The sequence below is a fragment of the Pirellulales bacterium genome (assembly GCA_019694455.1).
Classification (GTDB): domain Bacteria; phylum Planctomycetota; class Planctomycetia; order Pirellulales; family JAEUIK01; genus JAIBBY01.
In genome coordinates, this window is the sequence record JAIBBY010000031.1 from 13,053 (window position 1) to 35,885 (window position 22,833).

16 protein-coding genes are annotated in these 22,833 nt (G+C 62.0%); 6 read left to right on the forward strand and 10 right to left on the reverse strand.

Annotated elements, in window-relative coordinates:
• Positions 1–9: 9 nt before the first annotated feature.
• Both K1X71_13500 and K1X71_13505 read right to left on the reverse strand, forming a co-directional pair.
• Positions 10–1,074 carry a terpene cyclase/mutase family protein gene (locus tag K1X71_13500; protein ID MBX7074154.1) on the reverse strand — a complete coding sequence of 355 codons (1,065 nt, stop codon included), beginning with the start codon at positions 1,072–1,074 and terminating at the stop codon, positions 10–12.
• Positions 1,038–5,921, reverse strand: coding sequence for a PQQ-binding-like beta-propeller repeat protein (locus tag K1X71_13505; protein MBX7074155.1), 4,884 nt, complete (start codon positions 5,919–5,921; stop codon positions 1,038–1,040). Before K1X71_13505 ends, K1X71_13500 begins: the two co-directional genes overlap by 37 nt.
• A gap of 468 nt (positions 5,922–6,389) precedes the next feature.
• On the opposite strand from K1X71_13505, the gene K1X71_13510 reads away from it, so the two are divergent.
• Complete coding sequence (locus tag K1X71_13510) at positions 6,390–6,728, forward strand: HU family DNA-binding protein (protein MBX7074156.1); 339 nt, start codon at positions 6,390–6,392, stop codon at positions 6,726–6,728.
• Positions 6,729–7,016: 288 nt separating this feature from the next.
• Here the strand turns inward: K1X71_13510 and K1X71_13515 are convergent, their stop codons facing one another.
• Complete coding sequence (locus tag K1X71_13515; protein ID MBX7074157.1) at positions 7,017–7,502, reverse strand: Rrf2 family transcriptional regulator; 486 nt, start codon at positions 7,500–7,502, stop codon at positions 7,017–7,019.
• Between the two features lie 409 nt (positions 7,503–7,911).
• Here K1X71_13515 and K1X71_13520 point away from each other — a divergent pair, with 409 nt between their 5' ends.
• Positions 7,912–11,001, forward strand: a complete 3,090-nt coding sequence (locus K1X71_13520) for a PKD domain-containing protein (GenBank protein ID MBX7074158.1) — start codon at positions 7,912–7,914, stop codon at positions 10,999–11,001.
• A 14-nt stretch (positions 11,002–11,015) separates the two neighbouring features.
• Here K1X71_13520 and K1X71_13525 read toward each other — a convergent pair whose 3' ends face one another.
• Positions 11,016–11,462, reverse strand: coding sequence for a hypothetical protein (locus K1X71_13525; GenBank protein ID MBX7074159.1), 447 nt, complete (start codon positions 11,460–11,462; stop codon positions 11,016–11,018).
• Positions 11,463–11,617: 155 nt separating this feature from the next.
• Between K1X71_13525 and K1X71_13530 the strand changes: the two genes are divergently transcribed.
• Both K1X71_13530 and K1X71_13535 read left to right on the forward strand, forming a co-directional pair.
• Positions 11,618–11,875, forward strand: a complete 258-nt coding sequence (locus K1X71_13530) for a glutaredoxin family protein (protein ID MBX7074160.1) — start codon at positions 11,618–11,620, stop codon at positions 11,873–11,875.
• Positions 11,872–12,576 carry a TIGR04282 family arsenosugar biosynthesis glycosyltransferase gene (locus K1X71_13535; GenBank protein ID MBX7074161.1) on the forward strand — a complete coding sequence of 235 codons (705 nt, stop codon included), beginning with the start codon at positions 11,872–11,874 and terminating at the stop codon, positions 12,574–12,576. Before K1X71_13530 ends, K1X71_13535 begins: the two co-directional genes overlap by 4 nt.
• On the opposite strand, the gene K1X71_13540 is transcribed toward K1X71_13535, so the two are convergent.
• The 3 genes from K1X71_13540 to K1X71_13550 are packed head-to-tail and all read right to left on the reverse strand — an operon-like array spanning position 12,573 to position 14,872.
• Positions 12,573–13,064, reverse strand: a complete 492-nt coding sequence (locus K1X71_13540) for a 6-carboxytetrahydropterin synthase (protein MBX7074162.1) — start codon at positions 13,062–13,064, stop codon at positions 12,573–12,575. The two genes, K1X71_13535 and K1X71_13540, sit on opposite strands and share 4 nt — an antisense overlap.
• A 33-nt stretch (positions 13,065–13,097) precedes the next feature.
• Positions 13,098–13,955 carry a triphosphoribosyl-dephospho-CoA synthase gene (locus tag K1X71_13545; protein ID MBX7074163.1) on the reverse strand — a complete coding sequence of 286 codons (858 nt, stop codon included), beginning with the start codon at positions 13,953–13,955 and terminating at the stop codon, positions 13,098–13,100.
• Positions 13,955–14,872, reverse strand: a complete 918-nt coding sequence (locus K1X71_13550) for an alpha/beta fold hydrolase (protein MBX7074164.1) — start codon at positions 14,870–14,872, stop codon at positions 13,955–13,957. Before K1X71_13550 ends, K1X71_13545 begins: the two co-directional genes overlap by 1 nt.
• Before the next feature lie 162 nt (positions 14,873–15,034).
• Between K1X71_13550 and K1X71_13555 the strand changes: the two genes are divergently transcribed.
• Both K1X71_13555 and K1X71_13560 read left to right on the forward strand, forming a co-directional pair.
• Positions 15,035–16,444, forward strand: a complete 1,410-nt coding sequence (locus tag K1X71_13555; protein MBX7074165.1) for a PhoPQ-activated pathogenicity-related family protein — start codon at positions 15,035–15,037, stop codon at positions 16,442–16,444.
• Positions 16,445–16,578: 134 nt separating this feature from the next.
• Positions 16,579–18,186, forward strand: a complete 1,608-nt coding sequence (locus K1X71_13560) for a PQQ-like beta-propeller repeat protein (GenBank protein ID MBX7074166.1) — start codon at positions 16,579–16,581, stop codon at positions 18,184–18,186.
• Here K1X71_13560 and K1X71_13565 read toward each other — a convergent pair.
• From K1X71_13565 to K1X71_13575, 3 genes are read right to left on the reverse strand one after another with little or no spacing between them, the layout of a single operon-like run.
• A complete protein-coding gene (locus K1X71_13565) occupies positions 18,183–19,442 on the reverse strand; it encodes an amidohydrolase family protein (GenBank protein MBX7074167.1) in 1,260 nt (419 codons plus the stop codon). The genes K1X71_13560 and K1X71_13565 overlap by 4 nt on opposite strands.
• Positions 19,443–19,468: 26 nt before the next feature.
• The gene (locus K1X71_13570) at positions 19,469–21,694 is read right to left on the reverse strand and encodes an ABC transporter permease subunit (protein ID MBX7074168.1); all 2,226 of its coding nucleotides are present in this window, start codon (positions 21,692–21,694) and stop codon (positions 19,469–19,471) included.
• A 4-nt stretch (positions 21,695–21,698) separates the two neighbouring features.
• Positions 21,699–22,487: an ATP-binding cassette domain-containing protein gene (locus K1X71_13575; GenBank protein MBX7074169.1), complete on the reverse strand. Its 789-nt coding sequence runs from the start codon at positions 22,485–22,487 to the stop codon at positions 21,699–21,701.
• Positions 22,488–22,833 lie beyond the last annotated feature (346 nt).

Consider the following 22,833-nt stretch of genomic DNA (forward strand, 5'->3'; position numbering starts at 1 on the left):
AACGCCGCGTCAGCGTTGATAGATCGGCAGATAGGCCTTTTCGAGTTGCAAGATCACCAGATTGGTCGCCGTGGTGTAAACCGGCCCCACGTAGCCTTGCGACCAGGAGCCATCGGGCGATTGTTCGTTGATCAACTTCGCGACGACTTTATCGCGGTAGTCATCCCAGGTGTTTCCCCCCTCGCGGTACAACACCTGCGAATAGTAGTAGTGCGCGTAATGCCAGTGGCCAAAACCTTGATTGTTGATGTTCGCCAAATTTTTCTGGCAGTAATCCATCAGCTTCGGCACAAATTCGTCGTCGTACTCTCCGGCGTTGAACAGACAGGAAATGGCCGCTGCCGTGATCGCTGGTCGCGCGCCGCCCCCCTGCGAACTGTATTGCACGCCGCCGTCCGGCAGCGTGCAGCGCTTGATATAGCCAATCGCCTTGTCGATCACCTCCTTCGGCACCGGGATGCCGGCGTTGCGACAACCGCGCAGCGCCTGCACCTGGGTGATGGTGGTCGAGCCTTCGTCGCGGTCCCCGCCGTCTTTGGCGCTGACATACCCCCAGCCTCCGGCCGGCGTCTGCGCTTCGCCGCTGAACTGCGCCGCGCGCGTGAGCACATCGACCAAGGTCTGCCGACGGTCAAGGTCTTCTTCGTCTCCCAATACCTGCGACAAGAACAGCATGGAAAAACCATGCCCATACGTATAACGATTGTCACGGGTCGGATCGCCGATCAACCCATTCGATCGGCTGCGGCTAACGATGTAGTCGACCGCTCGACGAATGTTCTCAGCATACTTGCCTTGCGTGGTGGTCGAGCCTTCGGCCAACAAGGCCATGCCCGCCAACGCTGTCATGGCGGTGGGATACTGTCCATTGTTGGCGCCCCAATGGCCAAGGCGCGATTGCGTGGTCGCCAGCCAATCGAGCCCGCGCGACACCGATCGCTCCAACCGCGGATCAAGATCGGCCGCGCAGCAAATCGGCGCCCGCATGCCGCCGGCACAAACAAGCGCCAACATCGCCACGAGCCAACAGAACTTGCTCAAACAATGCGCTCCACCGCTAGAGGTTCGATCCATCCCAAACTATCCACTCTGATTGCGCTTCGCCGTGGCCACAAGTGGCCCTGGTCCTCGGGCGATGGCTCCTGCTTCGCTTCCGCCGGCGGCGCTTCTGCCGGCTCCGCCGCTGCCGCCTCACCAGCCTCTTGCGGCGGTAGGGTATCTGCCGGTTCGCCCGGCTTTTCCGCCGCGTCTGCCGCGGCCGCTTCCTCCTCGGGCCGCATTGGCTCGTCGGTGAACTTCATGCGCACGCTATGGCGCAGCAGCTTTAGTTCAACGATCTGTTCTTCCGGACGCGAATCAATTTCGAAAATTCCGATATGACCGGCCATTTTTTCTTGATACGCCACCTTGCCGGTTCGCTTGTCGAGGCACATGACCGAAGTGTAGGGCTGCGTGTTCACGTTGCCCTGCGCCGCCTGCCGCTCGTAGACACGCGATGCGAAGACCAGCACTGGCAATTCGCGCGGCTGGTCGAGCGTCAGCCCTTGCTTGTCAATGGACGCCTGCCACAGCTTCTGTCCGGTCTTACGATCGAACGCGTAGGCCATGCCATTCAACAACGGATTGTTGAGCACTCCCGGCACGGCTTGAACCGAAATGCCATCTTGACCATGGGCCCACGCGCGGTTGGTGAACAACAACACCCGCTCGCGCGAACCGAGCAGATAGATCTCGGACAGCCGCGGCTCGGCCTCGATTTCGCAATCGACCAGCGTCTTGCCATCGACTAGTGAAATGAGCGTGAACTGTCCCTTGGGATCGACGATCCCCAGCAGTTCCTGATCGAGCTGATACGCTTTGGCATGAAACGAAAACTCGCGCCGCCAGATCGGCTTTTGCTCCCACAGATCGGTCATCTCGAACACGTGCTTGCCCTGCGACAGTTGCCAACTGATGAGCCGCCGTCCCTGCGCGAGCACGCGCTGATTGACCGGCATCACCGGCCGGCGCCCCAATTCGTGCCCGTCGATCGCGCTGAGCACCACCGCCTCCATGGCGTTGGGCGGCACAATGAACAGCAGTTCGTCGTCGCCGAACACCTCGCTGGCCGGCTCCACATCGCCGCGCGTCCATAGCGTGTCGCCGCTGAGCGGATCGACCACCACCAGCTCGCGCGCTCGTTGAAAGCAAAAGTAGCTCGCGGTCAATTCTCCCAACACCGCGACCGGTCGACCAAAGCCATCGCTAACCAAGTTGCGCCGCTGGCCCCATTGCAACTCAATTTGGCGAACGTGGACCCCCACGTTGTTGGCGATGCCAGGCAAGCCCTCAGATAAGTCTTGCGTCCACAACACCCGGGCCATGCCGGCCGGTCCCGTGGCCAAAGTGTCGATCGCCAAAATCTGTTGTCCCAGCGAAACCATCACCAAATTGCCGACGGCCCGCGCCTGCAACACGCTCGGATTCAAGTTCTGTCGCATCATCGACTCGGCAAGCGACGCCTTCCAGCGTTCGCGGCCGTGGCCATCGCGGCCCACCAGGGTTTGCCGATCTTGCGACATTTCGATGGTCATTTCCTGCGGATAAATGTCGCTGCCTCCCAACAGCTCCGCTTGGAAATATCGTGCGGTCGCCGCCTGTCGATCATCGCGCTCCTTGATAATCCGTCCGCGCGGCCATATGTCTTGGTCAACGTGCTGCAATCGCTCATCTTGCGACAGCGTCTCTCGCCATTGGCGCCCCGTCTTGCCCTCCAGGCATACCGCATCCGCTAGCTCGCCAGACAGCCGACGCGCATAGCTGGCCGCCGATTCAGGACGCCCCGCCTGCAACATCAATTGGGCGAGGCGAACCGTCGCTTGTCGCGACAAGACGGCGTCGCCGCCGGCGGCCACCTGTCGCCATGTAAGTTCCGCCGCCAACCAATCTCCGGCCGTGCCCAAGCGATCGGCCAGTTCTGCCCGCGCGCGTTCGGTGCTGGGGTGGAATCCAAAGTAGCGCGACACGCGTTTCAGTTCGTCGGCATTGCGTGTGGCCAAGGCCACGGCGACTCGGTCCGTAATGAGTTGATCCACGGCCGCCCGATCGGCGCCGGCCAGCGAAGCGTACATCGACGCCAATCCGGCCTGCGCCCAGCGATCGCGCCGCGCGCGCAAGATGTCGCTCACCTTTTCCAACCCCTCGGCCACGGGCTGATCGGCCAATTGGGCATAGAGGTCAAATGCCGCGCGCGCATTGCCCTTCTTCTGCATCCCCTCGGCCATCAAGCGCAAGTAGCGGCTCTTCTCCTCCGGCGTGCTGACCAGCGATTGAAGTTCGGGGCCGGCATCGGCGTACTTTTCAAAGTCTTCGCCAATCGCGTCAAACAGCGCGTCGACCAATAGATTGCGAATGCGCGGCGTCTGCGCTATCTGGTGGGCCTTGCGCAGATCGACCACCGCGGCGGCCGTGTCGCCATGATGCAGCGCCAACGCCCCGCGCTGCGCCAAAGCCTCGGCATCGGCCGGATTCTTCTCCAGCGCCGCGGCCACTTGCTGCTGCAGCGTCTCCAATTCAAAGAAGACTTCCAATGCCTCCGCGGATTGCGACAAGATCATCCCTTGATGGGCGACCAGGTTGCCGGGCGCTTCTCCCTTGCGCGACCGCGACCGCTCAATCAATTTGCCGGTGGTTACGTCGATCGTGAGCACTTCGGCGCTGGTGACCGGCAAATAATACCGATCTCCCGACAGGAAACCGCGCCCGCTGGGACTGGCGCCGCCGGGCAACCGCAGCGGCTCAACCCACGCAGGTTGGCCATCTTCCAAACGCAGCGCTTGCATGCCGCTCCGTCCGACCAACAACACGCGCCCGTCATGTACGCCCGCCACATACAAGTTCTCTCCGCGCGGCTGCTTCCAGGCCAATGTCCCATCCAAGAGGTTCAGGCAATGGATTTCTCCCGACTCTAGCGGCGTGACAATCACACGTCCGTCGGCGATGGTGGCGGCGCTGTCCATCCAGCGATCCGCCTCGTCGCGCGGCCTGCCGGCAAACATCATCACCGCGCCAATCCTGCGCCCGATTCCGTTGGGTTGGCTGGCCAGTTGGTTCGGATACAGATGCCCCCACAGCAGGGTCCGCGTCGTCAGGTCAATTGCCACCACGGCGCCCGAACCGGTGGGGCAAATCAACACGCCATCGGCGTACGACGGAGAGACGCCGCTAAACCGCCGCGCGGGATCTTGCAGCACATCAAGTTCCACCACCGCCAACTGCTGCGCCCATTCGACTTTGCCGGTGCGCGCGTCGATCGCGACCAGCCGAATTTCGCCGTTCAGCTCAGCCAGTGCGTACACGTTGTCCTGCAACGGCAATGGCGGACCCAAAAAGAACGCGCCCGCCATCTCCAGTTCGTATTCCCCGCGCGGGCCCCCCAGCTCCCATTTCAACTTGCCGGTGCGAATATCGTGAGCCGCCAATCGATTGAAGCTCCGTGGCCAGGCCGGCGCCGGCACCCGCCTACCATTGGGCAGCACCACCATTTTCAAGTGCGCGGCGCCGGGCAGATGAAAATTCAAGTCCTCGACGCTGAAGACATACTCGCCGTCGCTCGACAAGCATCCATAGGTCAGATCGTCCCACAACCGTTGATCAACTAGCGACACCACTTGCGCCGCGTTCCCCTGCTGCGCGATGGCGCCTTGCAAGTCGGTCACTTCTTCCCACTCGTCTTCCACCGGCACGTTCCACAGCCGCTTCCCGCTCTTGAAGTCAACTGCTAACAACGTCGTCACGGTGCGCATCAGCACCACATCGTTCACCACCAAGGGATGCAAGGCGGGCAGCGCCGTAAAACTCGCGTCGAGATAAGTATGCCGCAGTTGACGCACCAGCTTTTCGACGCCTGGCTCCTCGGCGACCGGAATCCACCAGGTGTTCCCCTCATGGTCCAACAGAGGCGAGCCGCCGTGTGTCTTGGCGTTGCGCGCCGGGTCGCCGCGGTACATGGTCCACTGATCCTTGGCGGTCGTCGCAATGTGCCCGTCGTCGCCGATCTGGCGGTTGAGCCACGCCAGCGCCTGATCGTCTGCGTCAAACCACTCGATCTCTTCGCCGCCGATTGCGACCTTGCCCCCTGCGTATCTTTGCTTCGCGCGCAGTAGAGTCTCTCGCGCGGCATCCTCCATGCCTGCCCGCGCCCACGCCGCGGCGGCCTGTAGCGACAGGCCCGGTTCCAGCGCGGCGGTGTCTCCCGAATCGGCAAGCCGGCGAAAGCAGAGCGCGGCGGCGAGCGGTCGATCGTGATCGAAGTGATACGCGCCGAGCAAATACGTGGCGCTGCGACCAGCTTTGGTGTGAAAGAAGCGTCGCGACACATCGGCCAGCGCTTGCCAGTCGCGCCGCTCGAGCGCGTCGTTCAACAGTTGCTCGGCTTCGGCGCCGTATTGCAACTCGTACACTTCGCGCGCCTCGCGCGGCATGCGGGCCAGGATCGATTGCGCTTCGGCCTTCAGGCTGCGATGCAGCGCGGCCTCGCTATCGGCCTGATAAAAGAAGTCTTCCGGCGCGCCGATCAGCGTCCCCAAGGAGCGGACCGCCTCGCTGTAGCGCTTCTCTTCCAGAAAGCGCTGCGCCTTCTTGAGTAGTTGCTCCGACTCGCGATCCTTGGCGAACACGACCGACTCCTGTCCCTCGCCGGCCGACATGACATTCATTTGCAAGTTGCGTCCCGGCACAAAACCCCGCCCGGGCTGGACCTGCACATTGAGTCGGATCTGATTCTTTGGTTGCGCTGGCGGAGCGTTGGGCTGTTCTTTGGCGGGCGCTTCATCCGCGGCCTGAGCCGGCGGAGGCTCGGCCTGGCACAGCGCGGGCGCTTGGCAACAACAGACCGACAGCCAAAGCAGGGCAGAACGCCCAGCAACCGATCGAAGATCCACAGCACGACTCCTGGGCGCGAATCCACTCAGCCGCGTGCCGTATCCGATCCGCACGCGCGACGTTAAAGGCCGTCTGAGTTTTATCTTACGCGCAGTCCGCAAAGCTTGACAACCAGCGGCAATCGACAGGAGCGTGTCCCGACCGGTCTGGGACCGCATATTCGGCAGGCTCGCGCGGGCGAGGCGGCAAAGTTTCTCGTGTTTTTCCAGCTTTTTCACCGCACTTGGCGTTTCTCGGAGCTAGCTTTTTGTCGAGTGGCGGCTCTGTCGAAACGGCGTCGCGTACTCCTGGACCAGCGAATTCGGCCGCCATCGCGCGAGGATCAGGCCGTTTTTGCCGGTTTTTCAGGGGTTTTACGCTTGCTTTTTCGATTTGACTGTTTCTAATCATCCCGTCCGCTAGCGGATGAGTCGTGTTTCGATTCCCACCCTATTTCCATGCCGTTGTGCAGGGAGGATTTTGCAGCTATGGCGAAGGCCCCAGCGAAGAAACCGAGCGCCAAGGCGCCGTCGAAGAGTGAGGTTCTCAACAACATTGCCGAGGCCACTGGCTTGGCCAAGAAGGAAGTTAGCGCCGTCCTCGACGCGCTAACCAGCGAAATCGAAAAGGCTCTCGGCAAAAAAGGGAATGGCGTGTTCCAGATTCCTGGCCTGGTGAAAATCACCAAGCAACAGGTTGCGGCCCGCCCTGCCCAAAAGAACGTGCCCAATCCGTTCAAGCCAGGGGAGTTGATGGACCGCCCGGCCAAGGCCGCGTACAGCAAGGTCAAGGTCCGCGCCCTCAAGAACCTCAAGGGCATGGTCTGAACCAACCGGCGGGACGACATTCGGCGCTAATAGCCGCGCTCCCGGCTAGCCGAACTTAGCACCGCTTGCAATTTACGAATCTGTGACTGGTCGGGCGTACGGTTTGTGCGCCGGTCAATCGTACGTCCGATCGGTCCCGATTCGCGTCTCCGGTAAAAAAAAAACGCTTGCCGCCCAGTGGCGCCAGGTTCGCGACGCGCGCTGTGAACCAACCGCTCCACAGCAAATTTGAAAGCCCAATTATCCATCGGGCGCGGCTTCGCTCAGCGGCCATACAGCGACGGCAAATCAGCTTCGCGACTTTTTGCCAGCGCGCGCCGTTTTGGGTTTTTGTTTGGCTGCGGCGGCCGACGACCCCTTTTTCTTGGCACTTCGATTCGCGCTCGATAGTTTGGCCAACGTGACCTGGGACAGCTCATCGCTAAATCGTTTGGCCGCGCTTGCGCAAACCGCATTGACCAGTCGCATGGCCGGCGCATGCCCTTTGCAAACCGGCGGCAATCGACTCCCCTTCTGCTCGCCTTCCACCGCTTCCACGATTTGCAAGAGCGTGATCTTGCTTGCGGGGCGGGCCAACTGATAGCCGCCCCCCGGACCAGAGACTCCTTTCAATAAACCCGAGTCCACCAGTCGCCGCAGGATGCGATACAAGAATCGCGGCGGAAACTCACAACCCTCTGAGATGCGCGCCGCCGTCATCGTTTGGCGCGGGCCCGACGGCGCGACATTGAGCAACACGCCCACGGCATAACTTACCGAGCGGGTAAGTTTCATGGCGTCATCCGTTCGCTAGGCCGAAGGGCAGATTGGGGATTTAGAGAAAGTGCGATGATTGTGCCGCACATATCGCGATCCGACAAGCGTTTCATTTTCGCACACGCCAATCGAATCGCGCGTTTGGATGGTCGCGCACGCCAATTCAATGGCACGATCCATATACCTAAGCAGGCGCGGAATCAGTGGAGCCGTCGAATCCACAATCCACCGCATCTACAATGGCAGTCTCACCTGACCTTAGAACGAGTAACAACCAAGCTCGCGTAATTGTTGTCCTTCGGCGATGCACTTGCAGTGCTTTCTAACCTGCTGAGGAGTCAAAATGGCGTTTAGCGGAAACCTCCAAGCTTGGCAGGCGTCACGTCGAAGAAACCGTCTGAAATTTGAATCGCTTGAACCACGCGATTTGCTTGCCGGCATCATCACTATTGGCGATAGCTGGGCTTGGCTTATCGCCGCCAACGCCCCTGGCTCGGCGCCTCCCGCGCCCGGTTTCAACAACAGTCTGGGGAATGTGGTCGACTCGTTTCATCCCGGCGCTCCGGTCTACAACGAATCGTTTGGCGGCGGCACCGCCGCGCAGCATGTGTCACAGCTCTATTCGCCCGGCGGCATCATCGACCGCGTCAACGCGCACCCCGACGCAGACATCGTCTGGCTGAGCTCCGGCGGCAACGACATGCTGTTGGGCCAACTTGGCGGCGGTTTCTATGTCAACAATCCCGGCAATGCAGCCGTCTATGCGGCAATTCAATCCAACGTCCAAACGCTGGTCAGCGCGATCCTGGCCATCCGCCCCGATATTCAAGTCGTGATCGAGGGCTACGACTACCTCAACATTTGGGACACCATCAGCGGTTCGCAGGCCGACGCCTATCGACTCAATCTCGGCGTGATAAAGACCGGCAACGTCTTCTACGATGGCTTCGTGCAAAACGCCGCTGTCAATCAAGGCTTCAAAGACGCCGAGAGCGGTAAGGCGGCGATCGCCAACGCCAGCCGCAGAGTCGCCCACATCGACAACTACGGCCTGAACAACTCCGTTGGTGGATACTCAGGCTACTTTGGGAGTTTTCCCGCCTCGGGCGTATTTCCGCCCGATCTCTATCCGGCGCTCCCCACCCCCGCCAATCGGATGAACAACACCGATCCAATTCACCTCAACAACACGGGCTACGCCACGCTCGCGCTGCGCGCGGAGCAATACTTTATCGGCAGCGCGCTCTCGGCGGCCAATCTGTCGCTGAGCACTAACACGCTGAATTTCGGCAATGTACGCGTCGGCACGTCGGCGGGCGGATCGGCGACTGGCAGCAACATCGGCGGCAACTACACCAAGGTCAAGAACCTGCTGTTTCCAGCAGCGTCGGGAGATTTCTCCGGCGGCGCCCAGTCGTTCAATCCACTCTTTCAAGATCCTAGCCTCGGCAGCGACACCGCCACTGTCGCCTATGCCTATACTCCGGCCGCGCGCGGCGCCGACACCGCCAATCTCACGGTCACCAGCGATAGCGGAAACCGCGCACTCGCACTGTCGGGCAATGGTGTCGGCCCGGTCTACTCCAGCAGCGACAGTTTGAGTTTCGGCACGGCGCTGCCGGGCGCCATCCTTCAGCAGAATCTATCGATTCAGAACATCACCACCGATGGCGACCTCGGCGCGCTTACCAATCTTACGCTCGCGTCAGCCGCCATTATCGGTCCCGACGCCGCCTATTTCTCGCTGCCCACGTTCACGCCGGGCACGGTGCTCACCGCTGCGCAACTGCAGAATCTCACGGTCCAATTCAACGGCACGGACGGCGAGCGTCAATACAGCGCGCAACTTATCCTTGTCACCGATCAAGACACGGCCGTTGGCGCCACCGGCCAACAGTTCAGCATCGCCCTTGGCGCCCAGGTAGTGAGCCCTGCGCTGCCGGTCATCGATCTACTTCAAGTGCCCGGAATCAGCGAGGGCGACACATTGACGCTGGCAGCGCTGGCCACCGATCCGTCCGGCGTGGCCGGACCATTGAGCTTTTCGTGGGACGTCAACGGCGACAGCGTCTATGGCGACGCCACTGGCGCCAGTCCCACGCTCACCTGGGCGCAGCTTGGCGCCTTGGGAATCAATGATGGGCCGGGCACGCGCGAGGTGACGGTCCGTGTGACCAACACCTATGGCGGATTCACCGACTCCGCGGCGGCCTCCCTTTCGATTGGCAACTCGGCGCCGCAGGCCGGCATTGCTGGCCCAGCGGTCATCGTGCGCGGCGCGCCGGCCCCGTTCGTGCTCTCCGCCGACGATCCCTCCAGCGCGGATCAGGCTGCCCCGTTCACCTTCGCGATCGACTGGGACAATAATGGGACGGTGGATGAAACGCTGACCAATGTCACCAGCGGTGCAGTGGTCACGCACGCGCTTCCCAATCTGGGCGGCAATACCGTCCGTGTCTGGGCCACCGATCAGCACGGCGCCCAAAACGCCGCGACGATCACGTTTACCACAGTCGAGTGGGCGCTGCTCACCGACGAAATCAATCCCAGCCTGGTCAATCTCGTTTGGGGAGGCACCACTGGCAGCGATGTGGCGACCTTTACTCAACTGGCGCCCGACACTGTGCGCGTCCATGCCGCTCAGCTCAATGGCGCCGCCGTCGATCTCACGTTCGATGCCAGCGGCGTCACCGGACGCGTCAAGGGATTTGGCCAGGCCGGCAATGATCAGCTTTCTGCCGCAGGACTCACCACCCTGGCCGTCATGCTCAATGGCGGCAAAGGAGGCGACACGCTGACGGGCGGCGATGCGGACGACGAGCTGCACGGCGACGACGGCGCCGAGGGAGGCGCGGATCTGATCTTTGGCGGCGCAGGCAACGACGTCCTCTATGGCGAGGATGGCGCCGAAGGAGCCGCCGACACGCTGCACGGTGAATCCGGCGACGATCTGATCTTTGGCGATGGCAACGCCTTCGTCACCGATGGCGCCGAGGGAGGAAACGACATCATCACCGGCGGCGATGGCCACGATCGTATTTTCGCTGGCGGCGGCAACGATCAGGTGGACGGAGGCGCCGATCACGATCTGCTGGCCGGGGGCGACGGCGCCGAGGGCACCGACGACACATTGATTGGAGGATCAGGCAACGATGTGCTAATCGCCAGTCTAGGCGCGATCTTCGGCAACGACATCCTGGATGGCGAACTTGGCGAGGACCTCCTGATGAGCGAGCAACTTGCCGTCCCCCGCGCCCAGGAACAGCAGGTGCTCGAAGCTGTCTACAGCGAATGGACCTCCGAGCGCGACTATGCCACCCGGATCGCCAATCTCAGCGGAATGGGTGTCGGTCCTCGCAATAACGGCGATACCTTTCTCACGCCCGGCGTCAATCTCCTTCACGACAGCCTGATCGACAGCGTTGCCGGGGGACTCGATCTCGACTGGTTCCTCCATGGCGACAACGCGGAGCTAACCGACTACGACTCTCAGAATGAGCAGAAGGTCACGTTCTGATTGGATCGCACGCGCTAGCTGGGCGCGCGAAACTCCGCGTCGATCGTTCTATAACCTCGCCCGCTCGCCGTATCTGGATCTGGGCGCGTTGGCCAGCCAGGCTCCATCCCGGGCGGCAGTGCACGTGCCGCCGCCCAAGCCAGTGTGAGCGTAGGCAGAAACTGCGTGCCGGGGATAAGCGCCTCGATCACCGCCACGTTGCGAAGCGGCTCCAATTTGGCGTGCTTGAGCACAAACCAGATGACTGGGGCCGCGAAGATATCGAGCCCAAAATCCATCAAATCCAGGGCGACAACAAATCCCAGCGGCACCCGCCGCAGCGTATCCCAAAATCCGGCTTCGGGCGGTATCGAAAGCTTACGCATACGACGGATCATGACCGCCAATAGCACAGCGCTGGTGATTGCCGCCACGCCAGCCATGGCGAGCAGAAACACCAAGACATCTTTTAAGACTTCCATATTCGTTGCCTGTATTTTTATCTGGGCACCAAGGGTCGCAATGGACTCATTCTACGCAATTGCGGGACCGTTGGTTTGATTTGGGCTACTTCGACTTGCGCTCCGTTTTGGATAAGCTCGTCCTAGCGAACCACTCAACCCCTGCGAACCGCGTCATGTGGCCATTCGCCGCCAAAACCCCACCGGCAGTCGTGCTTTATACCCGCTGCGGCTGTCATCTCTGCGACGACGCCAAGGCGCTATTGATTAAGCATGGGCTGACGCCCGAAGAGATCGACATCGACCAGGTTCCCGAATGGCGCGATCGCTACAACACCTGCGTTCCGGTGGTGGTGATCGACGGTCGCGAGCGATTCCGCGGACGCGTCGACGAGGTGCTGCTCCGGCGGTTGCTGCGCGGAAGGCGCGCATGAATCAACTCACCGTCTTCGCGAAATACCCCGCGCCGGGCATGGTAAAAACTCGTTTGTCCACCGCGATCGGCGCCGAGCAGGCGGCTGCGCTGGCCCGCGCGATGCTCATCTGCACGCTCGACCGTTTCGCAGCCGCAAGCAGCCGACCAACCGTCGCCTGTGATCCGCCAGAAACGCTCCGCGATTTTCAGTCGCTGGTCGGAGACCGCTGGCGGTTGACGCCTCAATCGACTGGCGACCTCGGCCAGCGGCTAGCTAACCATTTTGATGGCGCGTTCGCGACGGGTGTCGAGAAAGTCGTGGTGATTGGCGCCGACAGTCCCACGCTGCCAGTCGCCAATGTCGAGGATGCGTTTCGCCGGCTTGCCAAGGCGGCAGTGGTGCTTGGACCCAGCGATGATGGCGGCTACTACCTGATCGGCGCAAGTCGCGAGACTCCGCCCGTCTTTGCCAACATCGACTGGAGCACGCCGCGCGTCTGGTCTCAAACGGTGAACCAACTACAATCCGCCGGCATCCCCTATTCCGTCTTGCCGCGGTGGCACGATATTGACGATGCCACTGATTTGGAGCGACTCACAACGGAACTCGAATCGCTTGCCGGCGACATGGCCCCATCACTGATTGAACTGCGCTCCCTAGTCAGGCAACTATCGCCACGGCCAACGTTATCGACCGACCGGCGAGCGGCGGAGCGTTAATCGTTCCGCCAATCCCAAATGCCTTGCTGACCGGCGCATTCGTCGACCTCGATCTTCATTTGCTGCGGACGAAATCGTAGTTTGGCGGCAAGCTCGACGAGCAAACGCTCGCCAATCCAGCGCGCCAAAAGTTCCGCCGTGGTGTTCGCCACCGGCAGCAGCACGCAATCGGCCCGCGGAAAGACCCAGCGGCGATCCTCAAATCGCGCCTCGACCTCGCGATCGCTCGCCTCGACGCGAATCCGCGGGTGCTCAGTCGGCAGCAACATGCGGTGATCGAGTTCGCGTGTGATGCCCACCAGCGCGTCGCGCAGCGCGATGAAATCGACCACGTAGTGATTCGCGTCCAAGGGGCTAAATACCTCGGCCGCCACGGCGTAGTTGTGGCCGTGCAGCGGTTCGCAGATGTTGTCGGCATAGGTGATGAAGTGCGCCGCCGAAAAGACAAATCGCTCTTTTTCCAGCCGAACCGAATACTGCTCGCTCATGATCGTTCTCGCGAATCGCGCCATCCCAGTTTACTACGATACTCGACCAAGCTGCCCGTCGCGTAGCGCCGCGAACAATCCAGCCGCGATCAAGTCGGCCGTGGTCCCCGGATTGCGCCGGTGGCCGTCGCTGCGCAGCCAAAAATCGAAATCGGCCAACGCCTCGTGATACGCCTCGTCCTCCGGCCGGCCGCTAGCTAGCGCCGCCGCGGCGCGCGTCGATGCCTGCCGCGCTGTCTCCCAGCCGCACTTGCGGGCAATCAGCGAGTCGGGAATCCGCGCCAGCACCGTCAGTTGCGTTCGCACGATCGAATCGGCGATCGTCCATCCCTGCTCGATTCCCTCCAGCAAGGCGGGCAACACCAGCGTGAATACGTCCTCAAAATCGCGCGTATATTGCCGGGCGACCGCGTCACGATCTTCGGCCAGTCGCATCGCCGCGATCAGGCACGCGGGCGGAGGCCCCGCCACATCGGCCTTGTCAACTTTTCCCATGCCGCCGGGCGTTGCCAGGCGAATGGCCTCGTAGACCAGGCGGGCGTCTTCCGAGTCGAGGCTCGCCAAGACTCGCGGCACGCCGCTGGCCAGTGGCGCTCCGCGCTCACTCATCGCCATTGGCGCCACGAGCAGGATGGTTCCCAGGTTCGCGTTGGTGGCGATGAGGCTGCGGGTCGCCTGCACTGCCGCCAGCACCGTTGGCCCCAAGCGCGTTCCGGCGGCGGCCGCTTCCATGGCGGGCGCCACCGCCACGGCGCAGGCCTGAAAATCATAAAAAGTCAGGTCGCCGAAATCGGCGCCGCGATTCACGTTGCCCGGCTTCGGCGCGCTCGCCTCCAACAGTGTGGCAAGCGTGGCGCATTGACCAATCGAGAGTCGCGGCGACTGGTCCATCACGCGCCACTCGCCTCACCGGTCGACGCGCAAGTAGAGTCGGCCGTTACCGGATGCCGCTCCAAAAAATCAACGAGCGCCGGCAAAATCGTCTCGTGCGAGTCTTCCATCACGTAGTGTCCCGCATCGGCGATTTCGAGCGTTTCCGCCGCCGGAAAGAACTCTTGAAACCGCCGCAAGAAGTGCGGCGAAAAGCACCAATCCTTCATGCCCCACACCAACAACATGGGGTGATTCCGAAATCGCGCCAGCCCCTGCTCAATCTTCATCAAAGTGGCATATGACTGATGCGCGGGCGTCATCGGTATGTCCTTCACAAACCGGTCGATCGCGATACGCTCACGCCAATTTCCATACGGCGCGATGAGTCCCGCGCGAATATCGGCGTCCAATCCGCGCTCGGTGGCCATGTGCAGTGCCGCCCGCGCAAACGCGTTCATTCCTCGAATGGCCAGCGTGCCGAGAACTGGCGCGCGGCACGCGCGAATCCGCCACGGCATCCACGGCGCGCGAAAGGCCGCCGTGTTCATCAAGACAAATCGGCTGAACCGCTCCGGCAGCCGCAGTGCCGCCCCCATGCCGATCGCCCCTCCCCAATCGTGCGCCACCAGCGTCACTTGGCGCAGGTCGAGCCGCTCAACCAGTTCCACCAGATTGTCGATGTGCCCCGCCAGCGTATATGAAAACTCAGCGGGCTTGTCTGACAGACCACAACCCAAATGGTCGGGCGCGACCACGCGATAGCGCTCGCCAAACGCTCGCGGCAAACGCCGCCAGTAAAACGACCAGGTCGGATTCCCATGCACGCACAGCAAGGGCTCGCCGGACCCTTCGTCGAAATAGTGATATCGCCAGCCGCCGACGCGCAATTCTTGATCGGCAAAGGGATATAACCGACGCCACGCGAAATCATTCATGCGAGATCAGTTCGCCAGCGAATCAATACATTGGCCAAATCATGTCCCTTTCATACCAAATGCGCGCAAATTGCGAGATGGGCTCGCTTCGGTTTAAGATAGCGTTCTCACCTTTCTGACCTTCCCACCTCAAATCCCCGCCGCCATTTGGAGATTCATTTCATGCCCTCTCCCCTGCTCCGCATTTGCGTGCTGATTTTCTGCCTCGCCGCGCCGATGGCTGCTGTGGCCAAGGACCCCAACGCCAAAGGGCGCACCGCGCTCGATGAATACGTCGAAAAGGTCGATCCCTCCTACGAGTGGAAGCTGGTCGAAACCAGCAAGAAGCCCGGAGTCACCAACTACGCGATCGACCTCACCTCGCAAACCTGGCGGCCCGAAGACACCGATCGTCCCCAGTGGAAGCATCGACTGATCATCGTCAAACCCGATGATGTTCAGTCCGACACCGCGTTTCTCTTCATCTCTGGCGGCGGCAACGATCGCGAGTTCTCCAACAACCCCGACGTGCTTTCGATGATGATCGCCCGCGAGTCCAAGACCATCATCGCGGAATTGAAGCAGATTCCTAATCAGCCGATGACGTTCCTCAAAGACGGCAAACCGCGTAAGGAAGACGACCTGATCGGCTACACCTGGGACAAAGTCATCACCACCGGCGACCCCACCTGGTCGGCCCGCCTGCCAATGGTCAAGGCGGCCGTTCGCGCCATGGACACCGTGCAGGCCATGCTGGCCAGCGATGAGGGGGGCAAATTCACCGTCAACAAGTTTGTCGTCGCCGGTGGTTCCAAGCGCGGCTGGACAACCTGGCTCACCGGCGCGGTCGACAAGCGCGTGGTGGCGATCATCCCCGCGGTGATCGACGTGCTGAATATGAAAGAGTCGATGCAGCACCACTACGCTGCCTACGGCTTCTGGGCCGAAGCGGTCGGCGACTACGTGCAGCATAAGGTGATGGAGAAGCAGAACCATCCCGGCTACAAACTGCTGATTCAGTTCGAAGACCCCATCAATTACGTCGACCGCCTGACGATGCCCAAGTTCGTGGTCAACGCGGCGGGCGACCAGTTCTTTCTGCCCGACTCGTCGCAGTTCTATTGGGACAAGCTCAAGGGAGAGAAGTATCTGCGCTACGTCGCCAACGCGGAACATTCGCTAGGGGGCACCGACGCTCCCATGTCGATCGCCGCCTTCTATATGTCGGTGGTCCAAGGAACCCCGCGTCCCAAGCTCGACTGGACCTTTGAATCCGACGGCGCCATTCGGGTCGTCACGCCCGACAAGCCCAAAAAGGTGCTCCTTTGGCAGGCCACCAATCCTGACGCCCGCGACTTTCGCGTCACGACGATCGGCAGGGCATACAAGAGCACCCCGCTCGAGGATCAAGGCGATGGCGTTTTCGTCGGCAACGTCCAGCCTCCAGAAAAAGGCTTCACCGCCTATTTTGTCGAGCTGGAATTTGAAAGTGGATTCAAGTTTCCCTTCAAGTTCACCACCGGGGTCCGCGTCGTCCCCGACGTGCTGCCCCACCAGGACAAGTTGCAAGAACTGCTCAGCGCGGGCAAATAGCTCGGAAACCAGCGTTGCCATTTCCTCTCCTCGTTATTCGAGGAGAGGATGGCAACAGCGGCGCGAATGGTAATAATGCTTCCATCGCGCTGGCCATTCGGCCGGCCTGTTTGGCGCCAAGCGAGGAATGCGTCATGGCGACGGCCGAGTCGGTACCCGCCCCCGCCACCTGGTCGTGGCGGCGTGTTCGCTTTCCAGTCATTGTGCTGACCGTCGCCGCGCTGGTCGTGGCCGTCGTCCGCCTGTTGCCGGGCGACCGCCCCGATTTGGGCTCGCGACGCATCATCTCGGTTGTGGTGGCGGCCATTGCCGTACTGCTCGTTTTTCTCTGGTTCGAGCTATTCTCGCACGCGCGCGGGACCACGCGGCTCATCGTCTTTCTCATCGCGATCCTGGCGCTCGGCGGCGCCGCCGGCGCGGTGCGCCGCGTGGAGTTCGATGGCTACATGACCCCCACCGTCGATTGGCGCTGGAACCTCGATCGCGATCTGGCCGTGGAACAGCATCGTCAGGCGCAAGCTCCCGCCGCGGGGCCTGCCCTGGACCAAATCGCGCTCGCGCCTGACGACGTGCTGGAATATCGCGGCGCCGACCGCACCGGCATCATGCCCGGGCCGCCGCTGGCTCGCTCGTGGTCGCCCACCGCGCCTAAACAGGTGTGGCGTCAACCGGTCGGCGGCGGCTATGCCGCGTTTGTCACTGCCGGCCCGCTGCTGGTCACCATCGAGCAGCGCCGCGACAAGGAGGCGATTGTCGCCTACCTTGCCGAAACCGGCGCCGAGACCTGGGTGCATAGCTACGAGACCCTATTCAGCGAGGCGCTCGGCGGCGACGGCCCCCGCGCCACCCCCACCGTCGTCGGCGACAAGGTCTATGCTCTTGGCGCCAAAGGCATGTTGAGCTGCCTCGAACTCACGACGGGCAAGCCGGTCTGGGCCAAGAACATTCTGGCCGACGACGGCGCCAAGAATCTCGATTGGGGCATGTCGGGCTCGCCGCTGGTTTACGATGGCTTGGTGGTCGTTAATCCTGGCTCGCAGGAAGGGGGCGCCGACAGTCGCGCGCTGGTCGCCTACCACGCGGACACTGGCGAGATCGCCTGGAAGCAAGGCCAAGGCAAGGCGGGCTACGCCTCACCCATGTTGGCCACATTGGCCGGCAAGCGGCAGATTCTCAGCTTCGAGGGCAATGCGCTGGCGAGCTACGACGCCGATGGCGGCGCTGAACTATGGCGCACTCCCTGGGAGAGCGACTTCGACATAAACGCCGTCCAACCGGTTGTTCTGGCAGAGGACCGCGTTTTGATTTCTTCCGCCAGCGGCGCGGCGCTCTATCAAATCAAAGCCAGCGACGGCAAATGGTCGGCCGACGAGCTTTGGAAGAATCGCAAGCTCAAATGTGGTTACTCGTGTCCCATCGCGTATGGCGACCATATCTACGGACTCGACGATGGCATTCTCGCCTGTGTGGAACTGGCCACCGGCAAGCAGCTTTGGAAGGGGGGCCGTTATGGCCACGGCCAAATGTTGCTCCGCGGCGATCTGTTCGTCGTGCTCACCGAGAAAGGAGAACTGGCCCTGGTCGAGGCGACACCAGCCAAGTTCACCGAGCTAGGCATCTTGCCGGCGATTGAGGGGCGCACGTGGAACAATCCCACGCTGCGGGGCAATCGCCTCTTTGTCCGCAACCATCTCGAAATGGCCGCCTTCGATCTCCCCCTCGTCCCCGCCGACGATCCTTAGTCGGTATCCGCACCGCTTCCCGCTTCCGCGTCAATCCAACGCCCCGCGAACATCGTCCGCGTCACCGGCCACTGACTCGCTAGCAGCTCCGCCGCTGGTTCTTTGGTACTGCCGTCGACCAGCGGAATCGCCACCAGATCGGCCCGCTTACCGGCCATCAAACTGCCCGTCTCCTGATCCAGCCCCAGCGCCCGCGCGCCGGCCAGTGTTCCCAGTTCAATGATCTGCGCCGGATCGAGGTCTGGGAACTTCGCGGCCACCATCCGCATCTCGGCCCACAGGCTCAAGTCGGGTGTCGACGCGCGACTGTCGGTCCCCAGCGCCACGGTCGCCCCGCGCGCTAGTAGCCTGACCAGCGGGTGCCGCTCGTGTCCGAAATAATCGTGTGTCCGCGGACAATAGATCACACTCAGGCGTTCGGCGTGCTCGGCGGCGAATTCAATCTCCGCAGCGCTCAGATAATTGCCGTGCACCACCAGCGAACGCTGCGCAGTGGCCAACTTGCGCAAATAGTCCATCGGCCGCGTACGGGGGGCTATCGCGCCGTGTCGCCAAAACCCTCGCTCGCTCAAGTAATCGAACAAGGGCCCACTTTGCGAATCGAGCAATTCCAATTCCGCCGGCGACTCCGCCAGGTGAAAGGCCACTGGCGCCCGTCTGTCGCGCGCCAAATCGACCAATCGACCGAAAAGCTCTGGATGCACCGTGTAAGGGGCGTGGGGCGACACCCCCGGCCGGTAACCCGACGCCGCTTGCCAATGCGCGTTGGCCGCGTCGATCGAATGGTTGAACCGCGCCGGATCGAGCGCGATCACCTCCCAAAAGCTGGTCACGTCGATCGGGTGGGTCATCGCCGGGTCGAGCGCCGGCGCGCGCGTGGTGATCTCTCCCAAGGTCGTTGTGCCGGCGGCAATCGACTCGCGTAGCCCCAGCGCGATGGCCCGCTGCGCCGCCAAAGGATCAGCCGCCTCGCGCTCGTGGCGATACCGGGTAACTAGGCCGATCCAGCTTGCGAACAGCGTCCCCCGCTCGCCCAGCGGCCGCGCGCAATCGCTGAATTCCAGATGCGTGTGCGCGTTGACCAGCCCCGGCAAGAGCGCAACGTCTCCCAAATCGGTGATCGCGGCGTCGCCGATCGCGCGGCGCCCCACCCCGGCGATGCGCCCTTGCTCGATCGTCACCACCCCTTGCGCGATCGGCGGCGCGTCGATCGGCAACACCCAGCGCGCGCGCAAGGCAAAGCAGTTTTCGTTCATAGTCCACAGCGCCAATCGATCGGGCCTTATCGCGCCAAACTACTCGCCGTGCGATGGTCGATCGCTTCCTGCAGCGCCTCTTCCACCGTCCGCCGGTACGGTTGACGATGCATCCAATACATAATGGCCGCGATCAGTCCCGCACAGCCGAGCACCACCGGCCAATGATACAAGAACGCTCCTTCGTTGTTGAACTGCCCCAGCCATTCAAACGCTGGGTGTTCGGCGACGAATTCGCTGGTCACGCGCGTTGACAACAGCGCGATCGAGTTGTGCAGCATATGAAACAACATCGCCGGCCCAATGCTGCCGGTCTGCACGGCCAAATAGCCGATCACCATGCCCACCATGGCCGCAATCAATGATTGCTGGAAAATGGCGTGCGACAAACCAAAAAACACGCTGGCCATCGCGATGGCCCGCCATTTGTGTCCCATGCGCCGAAAGCCCGACAGCACAAAGCCGCGGAAGGCCAGTTCTTCGCAAATCGCCGGCACGACGGCGATCACCAAGATCATCAGGGCCAGGTTCTTGTCCCCCGTCAGCAGTTGATTCAACTGGCCAGAGATTTCGTCGCTGATTGGATATAGCCGCAGCACGAGTCGCTGCAATACATCGGAGACGGGGTGCATCAAGCACGCCAGTAAGGCAGCCACCGGCAGCCCCCACCAGACCGGCGGCGTCAGCAACAGCGTGCGCCGCGGACTGCGCGTGAATAGCGCCGTCATCAACAAGACGGGGGTCAAGATCACCACCAATTGCGTGATGACCGCCATCCGCGCAAAGCCGGCAAAATCGGTCGGCGGCGCCAAGGCGAAGCTCATGAAGAACCGAATCACCAGGATCAATACGCCGCACAACAGCGCCTGCGACACAGTCGGCAGATCATCGCGATCGCGCCGTAGATGCCGCACCCACAGACCGATGTCCAACCGCTCGCTCTCGCGAAACAACACTCCCTCGGTATTGAACTGATCCACAGCCCAGCGAATGCTGAACAGACAGCACAAGAGCGTCACCAACACCACCGGCGCCACATACGGCAACACCTGCGCGTAATTGCCCTCGACCAGATAGCGCAGCAAGAGCACGATGCCCGTGATCGGAATCAGACTGTTCCCAAGGCTCATCTCCACGCCCGGCGCCATCGGGATCACCACCAGCGGCATTGTCACCAAAATGAGCGGCATCAGATAATACTGCCCCTCCTTGGTGCTGCGCGCAAACGCCGCCAGCGCCAGGCACAGCGCGCTGAACATGGCCGACACCGGCACGACCGCAATCACCAACCAAAACAACGCAGCCAGTGGTGGCGGACCAAACTGCGGCAACTGGCTCAGGATGAACATGCCAGACACCCCCATGCTCACGATGTTCAGCACCACCGTGGCGATGCTGAAGCTCATCACCGTCAGCAGCTTGCCCCACACAATCTCGCTGCGCGTGGCTGGGCTGCTGAGCAGCGTCTCCAGCGTGCCGCGTTCCTTCTCGCCCGCGCACAAGTCGATAGCCGGATAAAACGCCCCCGTCAGCGCCCAGATCAACAGCAAGAACGGGAAAATCTTCGACCACATCGCCGCTTCGCGCTCTTCCTGATCCGCCAGATCCTCCGAGCGTAAATCGAACGGTTTGACCACGCTGGGGTCGATGCCCGCCAATTCCAGGTTCTGGCTGGCGATCGCCTTGCGCCAGCGGTCGAGCACCTCGCTGACTCGCAGATAGGCGAGCCGCGACTTCTCTTGAGCCGAGTTGTGAAACACCAACGGTCGCGGGTAATCGCCGCGTGCTTCGCCATCGTGGCTCAGTAGACCGCTATTGTGCTCCGCCAGTTGCTTGGCGAACCCTGGCGGAAACCAGATCACCACTTGCTGCTGACCATTGCGGATCAGCGATTGCGCATGCTCGACCACCGCCCCCTCGTCCGCGGCGCCGCCGCCCGGCAATTGCTTGTTCACCGCGGCGGTCGACCGCAGTTCCAGCTCCAGCAGGTGAGCGTCGTGCTCGTCGAAAAACAGCTCGTCGGCGAAACGTTGGTCTTCGATTAAGGGAGGCGACTTGGGCGCCTCGTCGGCGCCGAGAATCAACACCTTGGTTGGCTGCTCGCGCACAAACTGCGCCACCTGAAAAAAGCTCAATCCCAACAAAGGATAGAGCAGCACCGGCAGGACGAAGATCATGAACAGCGTGCGGCGATCGCGCAGTTGATCGCGAATCTCGCGCTGGCAGATCAGTTTGACGTTCGTCCAGCTCATCGCTTCACTCAACGGGCGTGTTGCCCAGCACGTCCAATGCTTCGATCGGGTCCAGATCGCCGTCGCGCGAGATCAACTGAAAGAACAGTTCTTCCAGGTCCGCTTCGCTGTGCTGGTCGCGTAGCGTGTCCAAGCTTCCCTCGGCCAGAATGCGGCCGCGGTGCATGATGGCCACGCGATCGCACAGCTTTTCCACCTCGCGCATGATGTGCGTGGAGAAAATGACGCACTTGCCGTGATCCGAAAGCTCCTGCACCGTTCGCAATAGCGCCCGCGACACGAGCACGTCCAGCCCGTTGGTCGGCTCGTCGAACACCAGCACCGGCGGGTCGTGAACAATCGCCCGGGCGATCGACACCTTCTGCCGCATGCCGGTCGACATCTTCGCGCCCAACAGATCGCGCATTTCGTTCATCTTCAGTCGCGTGAAGACGTCTTCCATACGCTCGGTCAGGCGATCTCCCTGCAACCCGTACAGGCGGCCAAAATATTCGACCATCTCCCAGGCGGTCATGCGGTCGTAGACGCCCGTGTTGGCCGAGACAAAGCCAATCTGGTGCCGCACGTCCCCCGATTGCGTCACCACGTCGTAACCGTTGACCGTGGCGCTGCCGCTGGTGGGCCGTAGCACCGTGCTCAAGATTCGCAGCGCCGTCGTTTTGCCAGCGCCATTGGGGCCCAGCAGGCCAAAGATCTCGCCGGGCATCGCATAGAAGCTGAGTCGATCGAGCGCCACAAATCGTCCGCGACGCAGGTCGCTGTAGGTCTTCGTCAATTCGCGAACATGAATCATGCGCCGACCAATGCCACGACAAGATACCGCTTGGCCACCTCTCCAACCGGCGGAGCGGCGGGGGCACGGCGCGCGAGAACCTACCCCAAAACCTAGCTCACCCCAGCCTTCGCGCGGCCGACTTTCGTTCTAACGCCAATCGCCTGGTTCGCATAGCGCGTGCAGGCGCGCATCGTGGACCAGTAATTCCGCGCGATCGTTACGGCCGGCGCCATCGGAACCAAGGCGCCCCGCCAGCTTTCGCGATTGCCGACGACGCCAGCGGCTGACAGTCCGGGGAATTATTCGCCGGGCTGCGTGAATTGCAGGAAGCAAGCCGCAGCAGCGTAGCTGCGGTCGCGGCAAG

Excerpts from the sequence above, each read along its gene's own strand:
- K1X71_13540 (MBX7074162.1), bottom strand. The coding sequence starts at position 13,064 with ATGAGCGAGCAGTATTCGGTTCGGCTGGAAAAAGAGCGATTTGTCTTT.
- K1X71_13535 (MBX7074161.1), top strand. The coding sequence starts at position 11,872 with ATGAATCAACTCACCGTCTTCGCGAAATACCCCGCGCCGGGCATGGTA.
- K1X71_13545 (MBX7074163.1), bottom strand. The coding sequence starts at position 13,955 with ATGGACCAGTCGCCGCGACTCTCGATTGGTCAATGCGCCACGCTTGCC.
- K1X71_13555 (MBX7074165.1), top strand. The coding sequence starts at position 15,035 with ATGCCCTCTCCCCTGCTCCGCATTTGCGTGCTGATTTTCTGCCTCGCC.
- K1X71_13565 (MBX7074167.1), bottom strand. The coding sequence starts at position 19,442 with ATGAACGAAAACTGCTTTGCCTTGCGCGCGCGCTGGGTGTTGCCGATC.
- K1X71_13515 (MBX7074157.1), bottom strand. The coding sequence starts at position 7,502 with ATGAAACTTACCCGCTCGGTAAGTTATGCCGTGGGCGTGTTGCTCAAT.
- K1X71_13575 (MBX7074169.1), bottom strand. The coding sequence starts at position 22,487 with ATGATTCATGTTCGCGAATTGACGAAGACCTACAGCGACCTGCGTCGC.
- K1X71_13530 (MBX7074160.1), top strand. The coding sequence starts at position 11,618 with ATGTGGCCATTCGCCGCCAAAACCCCACCGGCAGTCGTGCTTTATACC.
- K1X71_13550 (MBX7074164.1), bottom strand. The coding sequence starts at position 14,872 with ATGAATGATTTCGCGTGGCGTCGGTTATATCCCTTTGCCGATCAAGAA.
- K1X71_13525 (MBX7074159.1), bottom strand. The coding sequence starts at position 11,462 with ATGGAAGTCTTAAAAGATGTCTTGGTGTTTCTGCTCGCCATGGCTGGC.
- K1X71_13570 (MBX7074168.1), bottom strand. The coding sequence starts at position 21,694 with ATGAGCTGGACGAACGTCAAACTGATCTGCCAGCGCGAGATTCGCGAT.
- K1X71_13510 (MBX7074156.1), top strand. The coding sequence starts at position 6,390 with ATGGCGAAGGCCCCAGCGAAGAAACCGAGCGCCAAGGCGCCGTCGAAG.
- K1X71_13560 (MBX7074166.1), top strand. The coding sequence starts at position 16,579 with ATGGCGACGGCCGAGTCGGTACCCGCCCCCGCCACCTGGTCGTGGCGG.
- K1X71_13500 (MBX7074154.1), bottom strand. The coding sequence starts at position 1,074 with ATGGATCGAACCTCTAGCGGTGGAGCGCATTGTTTGAGCAAGTTCTGT.